A 20,164-nucleotide genomic window follows, 5' to 3' on the forward strand; every position below is an offset into this window, starting at 1 on the left:
GACGCCGGCCGTATGCCCAGGCCCACAATGGTCTGAGCTCGACGTGCGGTTAGCCGGCTCGCAAAACCGGCAATATCGCCACCGAACCTGCGGCTCGTATCGAGGGGGATGCAGCCGGGGCCTGGCGTCCAATAGGTCGGGGCTGCTGCATCGTCTTCATAGAGCGTTTGATTACTATCCCCGAGACGCTGAAACGCCGCCCCTTCTTGCTTGAAGACGTGCTCCAGCAGCCGGAGTTGGTCGCCATTGGTATCCTGCGCTTCATCAAGAATGACGAGCGGGAGCGATCGCGAAGGCGGTCGGCAAGAGCCGGATTTTCTCGGAGCGCGCGCCACGCAAGCGCGGTCATGTCGGCGTATCGATACAGCCCGCTCCTGACCATTGAGGCTTTGAGGGACTCGAGCGCCTTCCCACAATCGGTGTGGGCGCCCCATTGCCCTTTGCGGCAGCGCACCGCTAGCGCCTGGGGCTCTGCACGTGTGTCCGCGAAGCTCGGCTCCAAATCAAGGGATGCAATCCACTCTTCGAGCTTACGCTTCAGCTTGAGTTTTTTGCTCTTGGCGAGACTGTCGAGAACGCCCCAACCGGGATACCGCCGTAGCGCCTCAGCCGCGAAGGCGTCGTCGTCAATCTGGCGAAAGCTCCAGCCCAGCCCTCGAAGATAGGGCAACGCGAGGTATTGGTTGATGAAAGCCGTGACGGTGCCGGTAAAGTGGGGATAGGACATGAGCCGCGCCGCGGTCGGGTGACGGGCGATCAAGTCTTCGACTTCCGTCCGCGCGGCGTTGGTGTGCGAGATGACGCAGACGCCCCGCCTGCGGGTCAACCAGTTGCGCGAAAGTAGCATGAGCTTCGCCGCCAGTAGCGTCGTCTTGCCATTGCCGGGCGCGGCCTGGACGTCGCATGGGGTGGCCTTCGCCAGGAAGTCGGTCTGGCTCGGATCGCTAAAATCGCAGCCGCCGAGCTCGTCGCCAAGTTCGGCGAGCAGTTCAGGAGTGAGAGGCAGGATCTCAAACACGGCGCTACATCTCCACCACGACTGCGCCTTTCATCCCGCACTCCCGATCTCTTCGTCTTCAGCTTCCGGCTCGGGAGCGATCGCCGGCGCACCGGGGACATAGCCACCAGTCACATAGTCGATTGCGCGCACCAGATAGGGCGGAAGCCGATCGCGCATCTGCTCCGGCGTATCGGAGCGTTTGCGCAATATGGCAGCGAGTTGCTCCGCGACCTCGGCTTTGGAGGCTTCTTTGTCATGGACGGGCTGGTAGATCTTGAGGGCGATCTCGGTCGCAGAGTGCCCAGCCTCTTTCCAGCCTGCGTAGGTTTCGCTGGCCTTCTTCACGATTTTCGCAAGCCATTCAGGCTTACGACTGCTGGTCTTGGCGAGTTGGACCGCCTGATGAACGCTCTCGGCAAGCTCAGGCCGGAGCGCGAGATCGAACTCGAGCGTCCAGCTATCTGCGATGAAAGCGTCGACGGGGTCGCCGACATCGCGCCGCAGCGTCTTCAGCCGCGCTGCGATCTCGTCTTGAGTCAACTCGTTCTCAGTCTTGCGGTCGCCGACGAGGACTTTCGCCTCAGGTGGCGGGATGTCCCTGTCGGGGATCAGTGCCACAGGCACCGCGATCACATTCCCGGCCTTACGTTGCAGGATCCGGCTATAACGGAACAGACCACGATGACCAACATTGACGATTGACACGCCGTGGCGGCTGAGCGGACGACCGAGCTTTTCGGCGATTGCAGGTAGCAACAGGTGCTCACCGTCCCCCTCGACAACAATCAGCGCGCGGGCGAAGAACAAATTGGCCTTGGTCGCATCGAGAAACCGACGCAGGAATTCATAGTCGTCGGCGTTGAGCCGGGTGTGCGTCGCACCTAACGGAAAGGCGCGGTGACCGACAATCATCGTCATGGTCTCAAGGTCGGCGCCGGCCGCGAGCTGCGGGCTATGAGTGGTGAGTAGGACTTGAACCTGCTGATGGGTTTCGCCTTTCTCGGGATTCGGCTTGGCGGCGCGTGCTGCAAGCACCTCCATGAACAGCGTCTGGTGCTGAGGATGCAAGTGCGCTTCCGGCTCCTCGATCAGCAAAAATGGTACCTGATCGGGATGCGATTGAAGCAATAACAGCTCGGCCGCCATGAACAGCAAGTTGTTGTAGCCCAACCCGCGCTGCACGCGCTCGGTGCCCGCTTTCGCGTTGAGATAGAGCTCGAACCGTTCGAGGATTTGATCGAACGAGCCGCCCGCGCCGAGGTCCAGCGTCGCGACGAGGCGGTCATCCACAAACGACAGTTTGTCGAGAAAATCGGTATTTACGCTGCTGGCGACGCCGCCTACGGCAGGGTTATCCCGGACCGCCGCGTCAGCGGCGGCAAGCGTGTCATGAAGCGTATCCTTGGCACCTGGCGCTGCCGGCTTGCCCTGAGGACCCATCGTGGGCATCGCGCCGAGAATTCGCGACAGACGCGACCGGCGTCCTGCTCGCATCTCGCGCTCGGCGTCACGGAGAGGCTTGAGATAGGTGGCCTTCAGGTACTCGCGCAGTTCCCCGTCGAGCGGTGGGCCGTCGCCTTCTGCGCCAGCGCGGTATTGGCTGGAAATGATACTGCCGCCGCCAGGAGAAACCCGTCGAGCGCCCCGCATGCAGACGTGCAGACGAAGCTTCCCCTTTTCGTTGGCGCACCATTCGAGGAAACGGGCCTCCTCATCGGCGCTGAGGTCATCGAACGTGCATCTCACGACGAAGTCGCAACCCCGTTTTCCGTCGATACCAACGTGGAAGTCGTGTTCGTCTGGGCGGATGTTGTCGTCGCCACGTGTCCAAAGGACGTAGCGAGCAGCGTCGATGATCGCGCTTTTCCCGGCGTCGTTCGGCCCCGCAAGAATATTGAGGCCGGGCGAGAGTTTCAGTTGCAGAGGCGTGTTGGGAGCAAAGCAACGAAAGCCGGCGGCATAGATTTCGGAAATGTACAATCGAATGCCCCAGATGATTCCCTGAAACGTGTAGTTGTAAAATAGCAGATTACGAAAATCCGGACCACTTCGATCGTAGTGACGACTGCTTTTGGTGCTTCGGTACGGAACGCGGAACGACCGAAATGGGGCGCACAGCGGTCGCCCGCGAAGCGTGGCGGGAATGACTGGACCGGGCTCAATCGAGCCCTTCATGGCGACTGTCGCAGATGACCGCAACGGGTCCGGAAGCGGTCTCCTCAGAGGCTATTCGGCCGGCATTCCAACGTCGACTGGATCAGGTATCGTCGCGCTGAAGATGTCCATGATGTTGCGGCGCTTGGTCGGGGACTTGTCGCCAAGCTTCTCAGCTTTTTTGTCGACCACTTCTTTGATCTGCGCGGCCTTTGGTTTGAGGCCCTCCTCGATGGCCTTTATCCGGGCTTCCATTGCATCGAGGCTTGCAGATGCTTCCGCACCACCAGTGTTTGCAGCAGTCGCCTTAGGCTTCGGGCGCAGCGCCTTTTTATTGACGGTGCGTTTGGCAGGTGCTGGAGCTTTCTGGTCTGCCGCAGGTTCTGCCTTGACCGGAGCTGCCTCCGCCGCGGCGGTCGTCAAAGGCTTCTCCTCTTTCGCTTGCGCCGAGAGCATTTCGACGGAAGGATCTCCCCCCTTGGTATATTCAGGAGTTGTCGCCGGCACGGGCTTCGGTGAGAGATAATCGACTTCCGGGACTTGCGGAATGTTGGCTTGAGAAAACGCCTCGGCTGATTTGAACGGCTGCGTCTGGAAGAACCGCAGCTTTTCCCCAAAAATAGGCCGTTGTCCTTCGATGAGCAGGATCATCTTGTTCTCCGGCATTTGCCGGACCTCTTGCGGCATCATCAGATCGCGTTCGCGAATCTGCTCCACCTTCGTGCGGCGAGGCAGGCCCATCAGTTCGATCGTGCGGGATTCCGACTGGTAGCGGATGGTGCGTTTTCCCAGCGCGCGGGATGCGTACTCGGCTGTGGCCTGGTCGTTGGCGCCGAGGACGAGCTGATAGCCACAATTGCCGAGCAGGGAATGCCGCGACGTTTCGCCGTAGATCTCGTCGAGGTTCTTCAAATCCTGGATGATGAAGGCGAGCTTGATATTATAGCCAGCCACATAGGGCAGCTTGGTCATGATCTCGTCCATCCGCTTCAACTGGCGGAACTCGTCGAGCAGGAAGTAGACGGGGAGGGAATTGGGATCATGCTCGAGCGTGAGAATGTCCATCACCTGCTGCACGAACAGGGTGAGGAGAGGGCGCAGCAGGGTGATGTCGGTGATGTTCGGCGCCAGGTAGATCGAGATCGGCCGACGCTTCATTGCGCGAAGATCCATGTCAGTGACATTGGTCGCGGCAACGATCCGCTCGTTCTTGAAAGGCCGCATCGCCTTTTGAATGTCCAAGAGAGCAGACGCGGCGGCGCGTTCCGATAGGGCGATGTAGGAATTGAAGCTCTCGACGGTGAACTTCGAAAGGTAGGGCTCCTTCTCCTTGATGTATTTCATGAGCGCCTGGAGATCGACGCCACTGTTAAAAAAGGAATTGACCTCGGCGAGGTTGCGCCGGTCTTTGTAGAAGGGGCTTTCCGTGATGTAGCTGATCACGCCCGCAAGTACCTGTTGGGCGGTCGCTTGCCAGACGGAATTTTCCGATTCCGTGTTCTCGGGCACAAGAATGCTGGCGATATTTTGAATGTCGGTCGTGCGATTGCCGCGCTCCGGCCGGATAAAGTCCAGCGGGTTATAGCTGTTGGTCTTTTCGGAGCCGGGCGCAAATAGGAAAACCTGGCTGCCGTTCTGCCGGCGATAACCCGCCGTCGCCTTGAACACTTCGCCCTTGAGATCGGTAACGATCATCGAGCCTTCGTGCATCAGCGCATTGGGGATCACATAGCCCGCGCCTTTACCTGAGCGCGTCGGGCCAATGATCAGGTGATGCCGGTCGTCCTTGCTGCGGAGTATGTTCCGTCCTATCCGCCCGAAGATATGGCCCTGTTTGCGGAACCATTTCCCGCGCCGGAGCGAAGCTATGTCCTGAAACGCAGCATCCCCCAATGGGCTGCTCGTCGGCTTCAGTCCGATGTAGGCGACGAGGCCCGCCACCAGCAGCGCCGGCACCATAGAACCAAGCGCGACCTTCTGCAGGGCAGGGCTCGTTTTGTAATGCCAGAGCTGTTGAATCGGAGCGAAGGGATTGCTCGTGATCGTCGTTTCGAGGATCCGACCGTCCTTATAGAAGAGCTGAAGCCCCAGGCCGTACCCGAGCATCCAGCCAACGAACGCTATCCCGACGCAAAAGAGTAGGTAGAAAGCCTGGAGCTGCTTCGTCATGACTCATCCCGGGCGAAGAAGATCTCAGAGACCCCGCGCTTGCCGCCTTCACGACGGAGCTGGATGACGATCGGGATGACCATTTGAATATAGGACATCAGATCCTGCTTCGAAAAACCCGCCGACATGCCGGCTTGCTGCATCATCATGGCGAGCTGTTCATAAGCGCCCATCGGCGTATCGGCGTGAACCGTCGACATGCTGCCGGGATGGCCGGTGTTGATTGCGCGGAGGAAGGAAAAGGCCTCCGCTCCTCGAATTTCACCGACGAACAGGCGATCCGGCCGCATGCGGAGGGATGACTCGAGCAGGCTTTGAATGGTTACGTCGGCTGTGCCCTGGTCGCCCTTCGACGCGATCAGGTGAACGGCATTTGCTTGCGGCGGGAAGAGCTCTCGCGTGTCCTCGAGCGTGATGATCCGCTCATGCGGATCGACGCTCTTCAGGCAGGCATTGAGGAAGGTCGTTTTGCCGGAGGAAGTGCCGCCGCTGATGAGGATAGAGACCCGTTTGGTGATGGCGGTATGGATGAAATCGTAAATCCGATTGGCCCGCAGATGCCCTATCAGCTCGCGATCTATGCCGCTGAGGCCGCCGACGGCTACAGAGACCTTATCGAGCGAACCGTTGTCGCGATACTCCTCGAGCGTGAAGTTGTTGACCACCTGCTTGCGGATCGAGATCGAGCCGCCTTCGGGTGCCGCCGGCGGCAAGACGATCTGGATACGCTCGCCGGTCGGGAGAGCGGCGCTGAGGATTGGCTTGGAGCGGCTGATGAACTGGTTCGTCGCAGCCGCAACACGCTCGCCGACGTTCTGGATTGCTTCACCCGTCAGGGCGTCGATTAGATGATGCTCCATATAGTCGGCGCCAAACCGTTCCACATAGACATGGCCCGGTTTGTTGATGGCGATTTCCACCACCCTCGGATCGTCAAGAAACTCCCTGATCGGTTCGAGAGCGCGGTTGAGGAAATAGTGGGGATCGTGTCTGATCGTAGTGGTGTTACCTGCGGCGACGTTCACGTTGAATCTCCTTCATCGCTTCGGTGACCGGGTCGTCATACATGGCGCTGAAATCGAGGTCCTGGCGTACGTAGACAAAGATCCGCTCGCCCTGGCTGACGCTAATGGTGGGAGGAATACGCAGGTTTTCGCTCAAGGCCTGGTTCGCCATATCCGAGAAGGTCTCGGCGATGGTTTCGCGGGCGAGCTCCTCGCCACGTTGTGCCTCGCTGTTGTTGTCGCCGAACGCCTCGTCGCTTCCGTAGCCGGTCAAGAAGCTGGCGCCGGCGCCGACGACCGAAAGCATGATTGCGGAGCCGAACCTCTCGCGCCACTTGCTATCGACATGGCCGGTTAAGCCCGAGCGCCCCAAGCTATCCGTGCCGATGGAGTTAAGGCGCACCGACACACCATCATCGCGAATGAGGCGGGTCCAGATGACGAAAATACGCTTTTGCCCGCGGGTGATCTCGGACTGGTATTCGCCAATGAGGCGCGTCCCAGTCGGGATGAGAACGCGTCTCCCGTCGAAGGAATAGACGTCCTGCGACGTGATCGCGCGAATCTGACCGGGGAGATCGCTGTTGATCGCGGTCTCGAGGATGCCGGGGATTAACGTTCCTTCCGGTATCATGGCGTCGATGCGTTCGATCTGCCGCGCCTTTGCGCTTCGAACGGCGAGACTCGAGGCCGCAGCGAGGTACTTGCTGTTGCGGTCTTCGCCGGCAACGCTGAGTCCGGACTCGTCTTCGCCTGGAAAACCGCCGTCGCCGTTGCCATTTCCTTTCTGATCAAGCGAGATCAGCCCCGACTTATAGCGTTCGGGAAACTCTTCGACAGGCGCAATCTCGGGCGTGGCTTCAACGGCCTCTGGTGGCGGTGGAACCTTAAACTCCGTGGTATCGGCGGGCTCTTCTTCAACTGGCTCCGGAGGAGGGGGCAGATTGATGACTGCAGGCTCTATCTCCGGCTTTGGCTCTTCTTGCTCACGCACGAATGACGGCGGCCGGAAGGTGGTAGTCTGAAACTCTTCATCGCTATCGGCGACGTCACGCGGCTTTTCTCCTGCCGTGGCAAGCACGAAATAGGCGGCGACAGCGCCCCCCAGGAGTAGGGCAGCCATGCCGATGGTTTGATTGCGTCCAGCGTTTCTGTTGCTGACGGCCGTTTCATCGGCCGTCGTCATGGCCTCAAGTTCAGGGCTGCGCTTCATTAGTTGCCGCTCCTCCTACGTTTCGTCGCCTTGGTGTCAGGAGCCGGACCGAGAATGGCAGGGTCCGGAGCGCCGAAGTCGGGCTTGCGAAGGTTAAAGAGGCAGGTCCATTGATTGCCGTCGCGCAGCGTGTATTGCGTCGCGACACCATCGACGACGATGTATTCGCCCTCCTTCCGGAAATTGCGCAGCGTCTCGGAAAAGTCGGACTGGACGGCAAAAATCGCCGGGACCCGGCTGCCGAATTTGAAGAAGGTCTTTTTCCCGTCGTCGAAGATCACCAAGGGCTTCAACGCCGGATCACCGGAAAACGAATAGTCGATGTTGACGTTGGCCTTATCGACATTCGACATATTCGGGTAGGCCGCCCGGTACTCAGCCTCCTTGCGGAGCGCGGCATTAAGATCCTTCTCGGGATAGACGAAACGGATCCCGAACACCTGCTTGCCATCGGACGGAGCATGGTCGTTGAGCTCGAGGAAATAGATCCTCTTGCTGGTCACAACATTCATGTTGGTGGCGACGTTCTTTGCGATCGGCTTCACGAACAGAATGTTGCCCTTCTCGGAAGGGGCAACCTGCCAACTGTCGGTGTCGCCAAGCGAGATCGTTTCGAACTTTTCGTCCTCGTCAAAGATGATCATGGTGGAGATGCCGTAGGTGGCAGAGACCTTCACCACGTTATTGGACTGATAGACGACGCTGGTTACGCGCGAATCGAGGCTTCCCGGGCGAGGTGCCTGCGCAGCATGGGCGTGAGTCATCATCGCGGCCGCGCAGGCCGCGGAAAGCAGGAGGCGTTTGATCATTCCTCACCTCCGGGCGTAACCGTTTCTTGATCGCGACGGTAGTTGTAGACCTGGAAGCCCAAGGGGTTCTCAAAGCGCCATTCGTTGGTCGCCGGCGTGTCCGTATAGCGATAGCGAACGACCGAAATGTAGTGACGGACGATGGAATCCGTGTCCGATTTTTCGGTGGTCGAAAACCGGACCAAGGCCGTGCTTGCATTGGAGAAGGTGACGGACTTGATGTCGACCGTCACCTTCTTGTTCTTGCCGAGGACCTTTGCGGGATTGTTGGGATTGGCCGCGCTGTAAAGCTCCTGCAGCTCACGGGCCGCATCATCAGTGGAGAGTAGGGCGGCGATGCCGAAATTCTGCTCGATCGCGAATGGGTCGTAGCCTTCGCGAGATCGGATATAGCGAACGACATTCGCTTGAGTGACCGCCTGTTGGTCGGTCAGTTTTGCAGACCTGGTTAGGCCGGTCTTCACCTCCATATAGCCGGTGTTCTTATCGACCTCGACGATGTACGGCTCAAAGCTCTTCAGCGGAACGAGCATCACCAATGCTGTCAGTGACAGCAGGGTGATCGCGCCGAAAATCATTGTGACGAACCATGCGAGCGAGCGCGATCGCTTGGCCTTTTTGACGATCTCCTGTTCCCAACGATCGCCGTCCTGAAAGTAGCTCCGAAGAGCTGCGTCATTCGTTTCTGCCATTCGTTCTAGCCCTTAAATTCGCGCCTCAGCGAGGCATGCTGTTGCTGCTAATGCGGTTCTGCATCGCCTCAGCAGCGGCGTTGCGAATGTTGGTTCTCATGCCTTCCTGGGTACGTGCCCTGGCTTGCATGCCGGCGTTGCCAATTGACCCCGCCAGACGTTGTCCGCCTGACAGGGTGGATATTGGCCCCGATATGCCTGCAAATCGGCCGACGGCGCGCGCTACGTTGCCAATGCCGGCGGCCACGCCACCGGTAATGCCCTGCGCGAGAACCTGAATGTTGAAGAGTACAAATGCGCCCGCGGCGCAAAGCAGCAGGAAAGCGGAAATGTCGCTAAGCTGAAGTTCCCGCTGGTTTGCAGCGCTCGTGACCTTTGTCAGTTCCGGGTCCATCGCTGAGATCAGGAATGCAGCCACGACGTAGACGAATAGTGGGATCAGCGCATACATCAGCACCTGCTGGAACCAGGCGACGCCCATGCCTCTTGTCTGTTCGAAGAGCATGCAGCCGATGAAGATAGGTGCGGTCCCGATCAGCACCCACATCATCACCTTGGCAAGGAGTAGGATCGCCAGAGCCACTGCAATGAAAACCGCCACTGCAAGCATGATCAGAAAACCGATCATGGACGGGAGTACCGCGAAATAACCGGACTGTTCCGCAAAGGCAGAAGCGGCCTCGTTTGCCGTTTTCCAGATCATCGAAAGACCGTTTGTCGGCTCTGTGATGCCTGTCCCGGTGGCGGTCAGGATCGCCCGGCCCACATCTTCCGGAGTGTTATTCAGCCAGGAATAGAAAAGAGTGTCGAAGTAGTCCCACTCCCTGACCAGCGCCAGAATGATCAACATACGGGCCACGCGACCAATGATCTCGCTGACGCTGATGCGGGCCGTTCCCATGAAGAGTTGGAGCCCGTAGTATCCCACATATGCGATGAACATGATGGTGAGCAGCGGCACGATCTCATCGCCGACAATCCCATAGGCTTGCTCAGAGAAATCCGCGCCTGTCTGTTCAATTCTGTCCAGCAGATCGCCCAAGAAATCGTGCATCGTTGCAAATTGTCCTTATTCAGCCGCGATTGCCTCGATTGCCGCCAGGGCGGCCGCTGCATCACCATTGACGCTCATCATCGGTCCGCATTCCTGGCGAGGATCCGGCGCGTAAGAAGTTAGATTGGCAGGTCTCTTGCAGGGTGCGGTCTTCTCCTTGGCCGCCGTACCGCAGCCGGCGAGGCCGGCCGCGATTAGGACTGAAAACAGAACCTTTGCCGTCATGGTGATTTTACTTGTCACTGTAGGAGAGCGCCTTCTTCGAGTTGGAAATGTCCGTCAGGCGCCGCTGGTTATCGGCTTGGAGCGAAGACACGGCGCCGTTCATGACGCCGATCAGCTCGTTGATGGTCAGGCCTGCCTGGACCTGAAGCTGTGTGTTCTGATCGATCGAGCCCTTGATGTCCTTGGCTTGGCCGATATTTGCGCCCGCCTGCTCGAACGAGGTGCGGCGCGTCTGGACGGCTTGCTGCGAGCCAGTCACGAGCGCCGCTACACCGAGAACGGTGTTGACCATCTCTTCATACGATTTGTCGCCCGAAAACGAGCTGCCTGCCTGACCGGACAGGTTCTTCACCAGTTGCAGCCCATTGATGAAGGTCGTTGCAACCTTGGCAACATCGCCGCCCATGCCTCCGAAATTCGGAACGCCGCCCGACATCAGGCTGTCGAAGGACGGCATCTGGGAGACGCTGAATCCATTACCAACGGCAAGGTTCTGCATCTGGTTTGCATCGCTACCGCGATCCCCGGTCACCGCCTGAAGGGTCTCCTGGACCGTTTTCAGGACTTCCTTATTCGTCCCAAGAATTTGGTCGGTCGTCGTCGACGTCCTCTGGGCGATCTCAAGATTAGCAGCGTCGATGACCGGGACTTGCGCGGAAGCTGCGGACGCAAGGGCCACCGAGCACGCCGCTAAAATCAAACGTTTCATGGCAGTTCTCCTCATTGAGCGGTCAACATCAGATTTACGTTGGCTTCGCGCTCCCGCTTCTGGACGCAAGCCTTCTCAGTCGGGCTCCATTCAGGCCCCTCGTGGGGATCGCAAACGCCGGTCGTTTCGCGATCCTCCTCGTCGTCATCATTCTTGAAGTCGCTCGTACCTGATGCGCCGGAAAGATTGCCGACATCGACCGCACTTCGAGAATTCATGAGGTCTGCCATCGTCGTGCTGAGGCGGATGACCTGGTTCATCATTTCGAGGTTGGCATTTCGCGCGCCGGAATTGTGGTCCCAACTGTCCTGGATCGTCCCGCTGGACATTGCGCCCAACTGCTGCAGCCAAGAGGCAACGTTTCCGCTGCTTTCCCCGATCGCCTGGGATGTCGCCATCGAATTAATCGTGGAGTCCCGCATCCCGGAGAAGGCGGTAGAACCGCCGCCATAATTCGCCGGAATATTCGCAACGTCGGAGCCGCCAAAAGCAGGAAGCCACTTTTGGGTGATGTTCGCCACATACCCCTGCGTTTCCTTGAAAGGCGGGATTCCGCCCCACTTCTGGACGTTGCCAGGACCCGCGTTATAGGCGGCCAGCGCCAGATTGGTGTTGCCGTTGAAACGGCGAAGCTGTTGCTTCAGATAGCGCGCGCCGCCACGAAGATTGTCTTCCATGTCATAAGGATTGACCCCGAGATCCTTTGCCGTACCCGGCATGAGCTGAGAAAGCCCAATGGCGCCGACCGGCGATTTCGCACACGGGTTGAACCGGCTTTCCTGGTAGACGAGCGCCATGAAGAGGCTTTCGTCGATACCTTCTTCCTGGGCCACTCGCTTCACGAGGCCGGTGACTTCCGGGTTGGCCGTTGCAGCGGAAGCGGCATCACCGCTGCGACCCGGACGATACATCGAGCAGGTCACGCTCTTGCTGATCGTATGACGGTCACTATCCGTCTTCTCGATTTCCGTCGTCGTCTCGTCGCGTTTGGTGTCGGTCTCGAGCACCTTACCGTCAAGCACCGGCACCTGAGAGTGCGCCGTTCCGAAGGCACCAAGCCACAGCGCAGAAATCACCCACAAAGCAGGACTCGTCCTCATTCGGCCTTCTCCCATCCGCAAAATTCAGCCAGCCAATTTTCAGGCTCGTCGCCATATTGTTCCCGAAGCGCCGCGCACTCCTCGACGGTCCCCTTGCGGCCGGAAAGCACCTTCACGAGATCGGGCATGGCGGAGAGATCGAGCCGAGCGATGACCGAGTCATTGCCGTGCTTGATCAGAAAAGTTCGCTTTTCGGGCGGAGTGTTCTTGATGAAGTTGAATTCCTTGACCGTCAGGCCAAAGCGCTTGATGTAGCTCTCTTCGTCGGCCCGCGGGTTCGGAAAGTGAATGTTCGTCGCCGACTGCTCGATCAGCGTATGCGAGGTTTTTGCCTTGGCGATATCCGCCGCGGACTGGGTGCCGAAGCCAACAATGCCGTTGAGCTTTCGGATGGTTTTCATCTTGTCGACGATGAACGCCGAAAAGGTCTCATCCATAAGGAGTTGCCAGCCCTCGTCCATGAAGAACATGACCGGGTTCCCGTCGAGCAGCTCGTCAAGACGATGATAGAGGTACATCAGCGCCGGCGTGCGGAGATCCTCGTTGCCGAGGATGTTCGTCATGTCGAACCCAAACACGCTGCGCCCCGAGAAAGAGAGGACGTCGTGCTGGGCGTTGAAAAGCCACGCCTTTTCTCCTTCGATCCAAGGCCGAAGGCGAGAGTGAAGGTCATTGGCATCCGCCCGCGACCGGCCCACAAGGAGGGCGGCCAGGTTCGCTAAATTGCGCTCCGCCGCAGGTTCCTGCATCAGGCGGACGATCGCCCGCTCAAGCGTATCCTCGTCTTCCTGAGTGAAGTCACTGCGATCACCGGAGCGCAGCATTGCCTTCAATAGGCGAAGGAGGAATTCGCGGTTTGGGCCGGTATTTTCGAGCTGCAGCGGGTTAAAGCCGGTCGGCGTTCCCGGTGACAGCACCTCATATGAACCACCAATCGCCCTTACGAAGATTTCCGCGCCGCGATCCTTGTCGAAGAACACGGCTTTCGGCGTCGGTGACACGCGCATCGCCTGTGCGAGCAGGAAAGTCAAAGCGACCGTTTTACCGGAGCCGGTTGGTCCCGTGACGAGGAAGTGCCCGATGTCGCGGCGATGGAAGTTGAACCAGTACGGCGTCTGCGACGTGGTTTCGAGGATCGTGATCGGCAGTCCCCAATGAGTGCGATCGGCCTGGCCCGTCGCGAAATTGTGCATGGAGGACAGGCCGGAAAAATTCGCGCTCGACAGCATCGCTTTGCGAGCAATGTAGCTGTGATTGCCGGGCAGTTGCGCCCAGAAGCCCGCTTCCAGATTCAGATCCTCGCGAAGCCAGGTGAGATTCATGTCGGTGAGGCAAGCACCAAGTTCGGAAACGGTGCGGCTAAGGCCCGGGAGATCGCGGGAGAGGCATAGGAGCGAAAGATGGTGGAAACCGAAGACGGCTTCCTGGTTCATCAGGCTATTGAGCGCATAGTCGATATCCTGTTCGACTGAGCTACCGGACTCGTCCGAGGCTCTGATCTGCCTCTGCAATCGACTAATGCGTTCTTGAGCGATCGGCTTATCGGCGATGGTGAAGGATTGCGTCAGAATGAATTCGTGGTTCACCTGCAGCAGGCCGTCCAGCATTCCCGGCCCGGTGAAGGGCGGATATTCCTTGATGGACAGCAGCGCCCCGAAGCGGGTGTCTTCATCGACAGCCGCTTGAGCCTGCATCGTCCGCTTGCTGAAATGCAGTCGCGACGTTCCGACATAATTGCGAATGCCCATGCGGGGCAGGCGCATCTTGCGCGGCACACCGCAGCTCAGGATCGCATTGAAGAACTCGCAGGGTTCGGAGTAGGGCTCGCCTTTTTCCTTCGCTTCACGCCCTTCAATCTTGGCCTCGTCGTCATTCCTGCGACGATAGGTAATTCCGAGTGCCCGGGCTCCATACTTGTGCAGATCGCGGGCGATGTTGCCAATCAGCTCCTCGAGCTCGGTAACATCTTCGCGCGTTTGCTGGACCCGAGCGTCCTTGTTGGTCTTGTCAAAGAGCCTCTTCAACGAGTCGCCGACGCCGAGAGCGCCCCGCATCCCAGACCGCACGATCGTCAAGTATATTTCGTTCGTAAACATGCGCTTGTGGCGCAGTTGCCCCATGTAGCGCTTGTTCAACAGGTCGCAGAATGGTTCGTCGAAGGCGCCACCGATCTGCGTTTCGACCTCTCTCCGGATCACGGTCGACCAAAGAGAATAGCGGCTCGACCCCAAGGCACGGATCATCGTGTTCTGGACAACCGACCGCATGTTGAGCTCAGCCTGGTCCTCCGTCTGGAAGAACAGTCCATCGAGCTTGATGACGCTTAGAAGCGATCCGTTTTCCAGCCCGATCACTGTGTCGGAGACGTGTCGGAGATACGGAATATGAGTCGACATGGGCCGCTCATTGCTGGCGACCCGGCCGAATCCGAGCTCTTCTTTGACGACTTTCAGCATGGTCACGGTCCGTAAGAGTTGGTGCCCCAAAAGCGCTTGTTGGGCGTGCGGGGCGTCTTGCGGGACGTCACCTGCATCACATCGAGGATCCTGTTGTCCCAGGTGCAGAGCGAGAACAGGACAAGATAAGCGACCGGCGCTATGAGCAATGCCAGGAGGTCGTTCGTTGCAAGCCAGCCGATGATGGTGACGCCGACGATCAGCACCACCGCCATGTAGGGGACGCCCCAAAGCGTTGGGGACCGGGTTAGCCCGATCACCAACGGCGTCAGAGCTGGTTTTTCGTCCTGAAACTCACTCATCGGTCACTGACCGACCGCCGAGATCATCTCGTCGACGATCGCCGGTGCGCCAAACACCAGACCGATTCCCATCACGACCGCGCCGGCCGTGAACCACGACAAGCGACCGGCGAATGCCAGAAAGCCAAGGCCGATAACGGCAATGATCGCGAGCAGCCGACCGAACGGGCCGGTGATGAAATCGACGATCATCTGCACCGCCGTCTGCAGCGGCCCGAAGGCGCCGCCTGCACTCTGCGCGAGAGCAACATCAGCGCCCGCGACTTGGAATGCCGCCACAATGCCGAGCGTGGCTGCGAGCTTCACCGCCTGAGACTTCCTCGTTTGCATTTCAAATTGCATGTTTCTCTCCTTCAAAAGTGCATGACACCGCCGACAAACTTGCCGGTCTTCTTCACGGCGATGACACCGGCGTCGCCGCTGTCACTCGCATCCGAGACCGCCTGCGGAGCGGCGGCCGGCCTGGCCCTGCCTTTCGCCGACGGCATTGGCAGCCCGAGTTGGTAGTTCACCACCTTGGCGACGTATCCGACTGTTTCCTGGAACGGCGGGATGCCGCCGTGTTGATAGATCCGCTGTTCGCCGCTGTTGTAGGCAGCCGCGACCAGGAGCGGGTTCTGAAACTCATCGAGCAGAAAGCGCAGGTACTTCATCCCGCCCTCAATGTTCTGTGCGGGATCACAGATGTCCTTGACGCCGAACCGCGCAGCCGTAGCAGGCATGAGCTGCATCGGTCCGCGCGCGCCCTTTGGGGAATTGCGGCTTTGGTCAAAGCCGCTCTCCGCCCAGGCGATGGCCGTCGCGAAGACTTCATCGACGCGAAATTTGCGCGCCGTCTGCACAACCAGAGACTTAACCTCTTCCGGGCTGAGCGGAGGCGGACCGCAGTCATACACGTCCTTGGTGTTATCATTGATCTGCCGAACTGCATCAATATGCTGTATTGAACCCGTCGGAACTTGCGGTTCATGAATCCTGTTCGGCATGTCTTTGGAGGGGGCGAAATTGCTCAAATCTGCATCAATATGATGCAGACCCCCAAAATCATGGGGGCTTTTGTCAGCTTTGTTCTGACCCGCATTTTGCTGCTTGACTACGCCATCAACGCCTAGCACGAACTCCTTTTCTGAGCCGCGCCAGCGCTCATCGAAGTTCGTTGCAAGCTCCGCCTTGCGCTCGTTCGTCCAAGTGCTTCTTTTTGCTATAGTACCTGAAGATTTCTGCCCATCCTGGGCGTAAGAAATCTGACCCCAACTCGTGCACAAAAGGGCGCTTCCCGTCAAAGCGGCCCAGCCCAAAACGCCTGAAAATCTAGCCCTTTTTTTCATCGCCGCGCGCCTAACTTGCGGTGTTGTGATCGAAACGAAAACCAACTAAGCTGGTGAAGGTGTCGCATCGATTTGGTTCAGCGATACAACTTTTCGAGGCAGACTTAAACCCCCCTATTGCAGGGGACGAGTTGAAGCAATATGGGTAAGGGCTAGAAAATGAAACGGACCATCATCGCCGCACTCGCAAGTTGCGCAATCGCAACACCTGCTTTTTCCGTCTCGGACATCAACAAGGATTACATCAAGTCGCTCGCAGCGCCGGGCAAGACCGTTCTCGTGCTCGAATATTACGACGGAAGCGGGAAGGTCGCCGATCGGAAGGGATATGCAACAACTGCCGGATTTAAGGCCGTTTCACCGACCGACTTCCGCGTGGATGACAAGACAACACTGCACCTTTTTGGCCTGGAGCCATGCAAGGGCGAAATGGTCAATCGCAATGAAGACTTCGCCGGGAGCTGCACCGATTATGCGCAGCAACAGCTTCAGATCCTGTTACAAAGCCCGAAGGTCGTGTTTTGCCGTGCCTTCGTGAGCGAGCAAGGTTCGCCCGTCCAGAACGCCACCTGCTACGGCTACTATAATTTCCCCGGTAGCCTCGACTCCGTCGATATGTTCGAGGAGCAGCTTTTGTCGCTCGGCGCGCTCCGCCTCGCAAAAAAGCCAGATGGGACTCCCGTTCGTCCGGATCTCTCCAAAGCTGAGGAGATTGGCCAGAAGGGGTCATTCGGAATGTGGGCCGATCCGAGGGTGAAGGGTCAATGAGAAGGTCTCTTTCCATTCTGTTGGCTCTCTTGCCGACATCCGTATCCGCAGCGCCCGCAGGCTATTTCGATCTTCTTCCTGGCGTCACCCTGGAAACTGGCGACACGTGGGTTTCCAATGGTGAAAGATTCCGCCTCTATGGCATCCAGTCCTGTTTGCGCGGCACGGCCTATACGGACAAGCACGGGCAGAAACGCGACTGCGGCGAGGCGTCCCTTGCTGTGCTGGCGGCCTATATCAAAGACACCAAACCCGTTTGCGCCCCTGTGGTGAAGAAAGACGGTATCGCTTACGTCGTCTGCTACGCCACAGTTGGGAAGGAGCGGCTTGATCTGGCAAACGTCCTGATCACGAGCGGATACGCTTTCGCGGCCCTCAGCGGTGAGGGCATGCCCTATCACGTCCCCTATGCCGTGGCTGAGAAACTTGCGCGCGATAAGCGTGCCGGCCTCTGGCAGTTCGAAGACGTCCAGCATCCGGCCATTCTCTTGAGCCGCGAGGTGAATGCGCGCACCGAGAAGGCAGATCAATGAAGCGATACCTACTTGCAGCCGCCGCGCTCGCTACGATCCCCCACGCAGCGATAGGCGCGGATTTCATCAAGACTCCGGCCGCGGCGGCTCGGCCACCGCAGAGATTGAGCGTAGCTCAGATCTACCAAAATCCGGTCTACAAAGGCCGAGTCGCCGTCATGGACGGCCGCACCCTGTGGTATCCGCAATATGCGCAACGCGTTCGCCTCGTCGAGATCGACGCGTGCGAGCTGCCACAGTGGGCGATAGATCCCAAGTGGGTGGATCGCGAGCGGCAAAAGGCGCCTTCACCAGTTCCGTGCGGCCCACTTGCAAAGGCTTGGCTCAAGAGGACGATAGGCAGCAAGCCGGTCGAATGTACCGTCGTAGCCTATGGCGGTGACGGTATCCCGCTGGCCCGTTGCACGTCAGGGGGCCGCGATATTGCGGTGGAGATGCTTCGTGTCGGATGGGCGCGTGTCGCGTCGCCCAATTCTTATAATGGCCAATACCTGGTCTATCAGCAGCACGCGATGGCGGCCCGCTATGGGATGTGGGCCACGTACGTCCTGGACATGAACGAGTGGCGTCGCAAGGCGGTGGACAAGACGCTAGGTCGCCAGCCAATCGCTGATTTGAACCTGCTTGTCGAACGGGAAAGCGAAATATCGCCTCCCTTCGTCGACGCGCGGAAAAAGCCCAAGAGGACAGACCGATAGTTGCCCGACTTCGCACATTTTGCGAGCTCATTCGCAACCGATCCGCTGGCGAGTTTAATGCTCGCCATGCCCTTATCGTTTGCGCTCATCGTCGTTTCGGAACGAATCTGGTGGGTGCACGGTCCGTTCGCCCTGGCGCTCCTGATCGTTTCGATCCTCTTTCTCGATCAACGTCATCTGGCACTGGACAGCTTTCTCGTCGGCCTATTCGCCTTTCCACCGCTTTGCCGGGACATTCCCAACCAGCCGCTGCTTTTTCGAATCGGGGTTCTCTGGTTCTCAGCCTTCGCGCTCGTTGCCGCCGTCATCTACGCAGCGGGCGACCGAGTGGCGCACGTCACACCGCTCGACAAGCTTTCGTGGATCGGGCGTCTCCAGCAGCAACCATTATGAGGGCCAACTGACATGAAACACCTGCTTTATGCTGCAGCCGGTCTTGCTGCGCTTACCTTCGCCCCGACAGGAGCAAAGGCACAGGATGCTTCTTGGGGCTGCCAAGTTCTCCTTTGCGCGGCATCTCAAAACCCATCGTGGCAGGGCGTCCCCTATTGTGTTCCGCCAATGAAGAAGCTGATTGCAGCCATGTCGAGACCGGGATTCGATTGGCCCATTTGCCAAGGGGCGAAGGCCGGCGAGCCAGGTCGGGAAGAATTCGAAGAATGCCCTGCAGGTTCGCATCCCGCCTCGAGCAATGATGGTGATGACCTTGGCCCGCGCCGCAACGAGGACGACCAGTGCGTCCGGATCGTGGACAGATGCGAAAACCGCGGCGAGTTTAATCGCCTCTATGGTGACGAAGAGGCCAATCAGCGGAATCGAACAACGGTGAAGGTTCTCCGCAGCGGCAGCCACAACGACGATTTCTTGAACCGCGACAACCGCTACAACGGCTGCAAGGTGCAGATCACGTCTCCCCGGCCGCGTCGCGCAAATCCCTGGTATTTCGACATCCCTAAAGACAAGGGCGTCAAAGAACGCTTCTGGTTCAATCTCAGGACCTAGTCATCAGAGGAAGATTCAATGCACCAAAATACCTTAATCGCGATCGCAGCGACCCTCGGTATAGCGGCTGGCGCCGGCGGCACCTACCTTGCGACGGCGGAGCCGAATGTCGAAGCTCAGGCCATCTCGAAAGCCGAATTGGCCGCGGCTATCTCTGACGATCCATCCCTTTGCCCGGTCCCAACTGTCGAAGCGCCGACCGAGGCCGAAGCCCTAGTCGCTTACCGCAAAGCCCATGCGGCGTCCCCTCTCGTTTGGGATCGGAACAATCTACCGGAAATCTCGCTGGCGCTCGGCCAGTGCGACAAGGCCGGTGCAGGTCCCGGCGTCGCCTGCATGACCTCAGTCAAGATGTCACGTGATGCGCAGCCGATTGATCGTATCGTCGGCTTCGCCAAATCGGCATCCGGCGAGTGGATCGCAACGATCAACTAACAGAAGAGCCGCCCTCGAGGCGGCTTTTGTTTTCGTCGCGTCTACCTATGCAATCGCATCGGCCGAGCGCATGACGGCTTCCATTTCTTCCGTCTTGAGTGAACGCCTTGTCGCGAACAGATACGCAGCAAAATAAGCGAGCTTCATCATTGATTCCCGTTCGTCGCGCGGCTGGTGCTCAACGATCCTAAGCCTTGCCGCCTCTTCTTCTTTCGCCACCTCGAGCAGGGCATTTGCATAGACCACCTCGGTCACGTCGCCGGCGGCTCGACGCTCATCCCATTTGCGCACGACATCCGCGACGGCCCGTTGCGCCACTAGATGCCGCTCCATCCTTGCATCCAAAGCAGCCGTAGCTTCCATTCCAATATCTTCTGTCATTGCACCCTCTGTCTCTGGCTCGGCGGTCACTCCTGGACCTCCCAAATCGAGGGGAGGGCAGGAGCCTCGCTCCTGCTCCCGAGCTCGCGCGGAGCAGCGGAAGAGAGGGGGACAAGCACTAAACCGGAGGGG

The 20,164-nt window shown here is 58.8% G+C and carries 22 protein-coding genes; 6 read left to right on the forward strand and 16 right to left on the reverse strand.

Going from position 1 to position 20,164, the window contains the following annotated elements:
* Window positions 1–49: 49 nt before the first annotated feature.
* From PWG15_RS35970 to PWG15_RS36040, 15 genes are read right to left on the reverse strand one after another with little or no spacing between them, the layout of a single operon-like run.
* On the reverse strand, window positions 50–1,018 hold the full coding sequence (locus PWG15_RS35970; protein ID WP_275028113.1) for a UvrD-helicase domain-containing protein: 969 nt from the start codon (window positions 1,016–1,018) through the stop codon (window positions 50–52).
* Window positions 1,019–1,048: 30 nt separating this feature from the next.
* Window positions 1,049–3,175 carry an ATP-dependent nuclease gene (locus tag PWG15_RS35975; protein ID WP_275028114.1) on the reverse strand — a complete coding sequence of 709 codons (2,127 nt, stop codon included), beginning with the start codon at window positions 3,173–3,175 and terminating at the stop codon, window positions 1,049–1,051.
* Window positions 3,176–3,226: 51 nt separating this feature from the next.
* Window positions 3,227–5,323 carry a type IV secretory system conjugative DNA transfer family protein gene (locus PWG15_RS35980; protein ID WP_275028115.1) on the reverse strand — a complete coding sequence of 699 codons (2,097 nt, stop codon included), beginning with the start codon at window positions 5,321–5,323 and terminating at the stop codon, window positions 3,227–3,229.
* Window positions 5,320–6,348 carry a P-type DNA transfer ATPase VirB11 gene (gene virB11, locus PWG15_RS35985; protein ID WP_275028116.1) on the reverse strand — a complete coding sequence of 343 codons (1,029 nt, stop codon included), beginning with the start codon at window positions 6,346–6,348 and terminating at the stop codon, window positions 5,320–5,322. The genes PWG15_RS35980 and virB11 overlap by 4 nt, the downstream gene beginning before the upstream one ends.
* Window positions 6,329–7,540, reverse strand: coding sequence for a type IV secretion system protein VirB10 (virB10, locus tag PWG15_RS35990; RefSeq protein WP_275028118.1), 1,212 nt, complete (start codon window positions 7,538–7,540; stop codon window positions 6,329–6,331). The genes virB11 and virB10 overlap by 20 nt, the downstream gene beginning before the upstream one ends.
* Complete coding sequence (locus PWG15_RS35995; RefSeq protein ID WP_275028120.1) at window positions 7,540–8,349, reverse strand: TrbG/VirB9 family P-type conjugative transfer protein; 810 nt, start codon at window positions 8,347–8,349, stop codon at window positions 7,540–7,542. The genes virB10 and PWG15_RS35995 overlap by 1 nt, the downstream gene beginning before the upstream one ends.
* Window positions 8,346–9,041, reverse strand: a complete 696-nt coding sequence (locus PWG15_RS36000; protein ID WP_018210780.1) for a VirB8 family type IV secretion system protein — start codon at window positions 9,039–9,041, stop codon at window positions 8,346–8,348. Before PWG15_RS36000 ends, PWG15_RS35995 begins: the two co-directional genes overlap by 4 nt.
* A 25-nt stretch (window positions 9,042–9,066) precedes the next feature.
* Window positions 9,067–10,095 (reverse strand): TrbL/VirB6 family protein, encoded by a 1,029-nt coding sequence (locus PWG15_RS36005; RefSeq protein WP_275028122.1) that lies wholly within the window; start codon window positions 10,093–10,095, stop codon window positions 9,067–9,069.
* A gap of 15 nt (window positions 10,096–10,110) precedes the next feature.
* Window positions 10,111–10,338, reverse strand: coding sequence for a hypothetical protein (locus PWG15_RS36010; RefSeq protein ID WP_088196646.1), 228 nt, complete (start codon window positions 10,336–10,338; stop codon window positions 10,111–10,113).
* Window positions 10,328–11,029: a type IV secretion system protein gene (locus PWG15_RS36015; protein ID WP_275028155.1), complete on the reverse strand. Its 702-nt coding sequence runs from the start codon at window positions 11,027–11,029 to the stop codon at window positions 10,328–10,330. Before PWG15_RS36015 ends, PWG15_RS36010 begins: the two co-directional genes overlap by 11 nt.
* Window positions 11,030–11,040: 11 nt before the next feature.
* The gene (locus tag PWG15_RS36020; protein ID WP_275028123.1) at window positions 11,041–12,129 is read right to left on the reverse strand and encodes a lytic transglycosylase domain-containing protein; all 1,089 of its coding nucleotides are present in this window, start codon (window positions 12,127–12,129) and stop codon (window positions 11,041–11,043) included.
* Window positions 12,126–14,585: a VirB4 family type IV secretion/conjugal transfer ATPase gene (locus tag PWG15_RS36025; RefSeq protein ID WP_275028156.1), complete on the reverse strand. Its 2,460-nt coding sequence runs from the start codon at window positions 14,583–14,585 to the stop codon at window positions 12,126–12,128. The genes PWG15_RS36020 and PWG15_RS36025 overlap by 4 nt, the downstream gene beginning before the upstream one ends.
* A gap of 2 nt (window positions 14,586–14,587) precedes the next feature.
* Entirely contained in the window at window positions 14,588–14,887 is a 300-nt protein-coding gene (locus tag PWG15_RS36030) for a VirB3 family type IV secretion system protein (protein ID WP_014531077.1), read from the reverse strand.
* 3 nt (window positions 14,888–14,890) lie between these two features.
* Window positions 14,891–15,229: a TrbC/VirB2 family type IV secretion system protein gene (locus tag PWG15_RS36035; RefSeq protein WP_015241462.1), complete on the reverse strand. Its 339-nt coding sequence runs from the start codon at window positions 15,227–15,229 to the stop codon at window positions 14,891–14,893.
* A gap of 11 nt (window positions 15,230–15,240) precedes the next feature.
* Window positions 15,241–16,152: a lytic transglycosylase domain-containing protein gene (locus PWG15_RS36040; protein ID WP_275028157.1), complete on the reverse strand. Its 912-nt coding sequence runs from the start codon at window positions 16,150–16,152 to the stop codon at window positions 15,241–15,243.
* Window positions 16,153–16,374: 222 nt separating this feature from the next.
* On the opposite strand from PWG15_RS36040, the gene PWG15_RS36045 reads away from it, so the two are divergent.
* Genes PWG15_RS36045 through PWG15_RS36070 form a run of 6 tightly spaced genes read left to right on the forward strand, consistent with a single transcriptional unit; the run spans window position 16,375 to window position 19,651 of the window.
* Window positions 16,375–16,983, forward strand: a complete 609-nt coding sequence (locus PWG15_RS36045) for a hypothetical protein (protein WP_127664435.1) — start codon at window positions 16,375–16,377, stop codon at window positions 16,981–16,983.
* Window positions 16,980–17,516 (forward strand): thermonuclease family protein, encoded by a 537-nt coding sequence (locus tag PWG15_RS36050; RefSeq protein ID WP_127664436.1) that lies wholly within the window; start codon window positions 16,980–16,982, stop codon window positions 17,514–17,516. Before PWG15_RS36045 ends, PWG15_RS36050 begins: the two co-directional genes overlap by 4 nt.
* Window positions 17,513–18,214, forward strand: coding sequence for a thermonuclease family protein (locus PWG15_RS36055; RefSeq protein ID WP_275028127.1), 702 nt, complete (start codon window positions 17,513–17,515; stop codon window positions 18,212–18,214). Before PWG15_RS36050 ends, PWG15_RS36055 begins: the two co-directional genes overlap by 4 nt.
* Window positions 18,215–18,271: 57 nt before the next feature.
* Window positions 18,272–18,607 carry a hypothetical protein gene (locus tag PWG15_RS36060; RefSeq protein WP_275028128.1) on the forward strand — a complete coding sequence of 112 codons (336 nt, stop codon included), beginning with the start codon at window positions 18,272–18,274 and terminating at the stop codon, window positions 18,605–18,607.
* Between the two features lie 12 nt (window positions 18,608–18,619).
* Complete coding sequence (locus PWG15_RS36065) at window positions 18,620–19,216, forward strand: hypothetical protein (protein WP_275028130.1); 597 nt, start codon at window positions 18,620–18,622, stop codon at window positions 19,214–19,216.
* 18 nt (window positions 19,217–19,234) lie between these two features.
* Window positions 19,235–19,651 carry a hypothetical protein gene (locus PWG15_RS36070; protein ID WP_275028131.1) on the forward strand — a complete coding sequence of 139 codons (417 nt, stop codon included), beginning with the start codon at window positions 19,235–19,237 and terminating at the stop codon, window positions 19,649–19,651.
* 45 nt (window positions 19,652–19,696) lie between these two features.
* Here the strand turns inward: PWG15_RS36070 and PWG15_RS36075 are convergent, their stop codons facing one another.
* Window positions 19,697–20,032 carry a hypothetical protein gene (locus PWG15_RS36075; RefSeq protein ID WP_275028133.1) on the reverse strand — a complete coding sequence of 112 codons (336 nt, stop codon included), beginning with the start codon at window positions 20,030–20,032 and terminating at the stop codon, window positions 19,697–19,699.
* Window positions 20,033–20,164 lie beyond the last annotated feature (132 nt).

Origin of the sequence: Ensifer adhaerens (assembly GCF_028993555.1) — a bacterium.
Taxonomy (GTDB): domain Bacteria; phylum Pseudomonadota; class Alphaproteobacteria; order Rhizobiales; family Rhizobiaceae; genus Ensifer; species Ensifer adhaerens_I.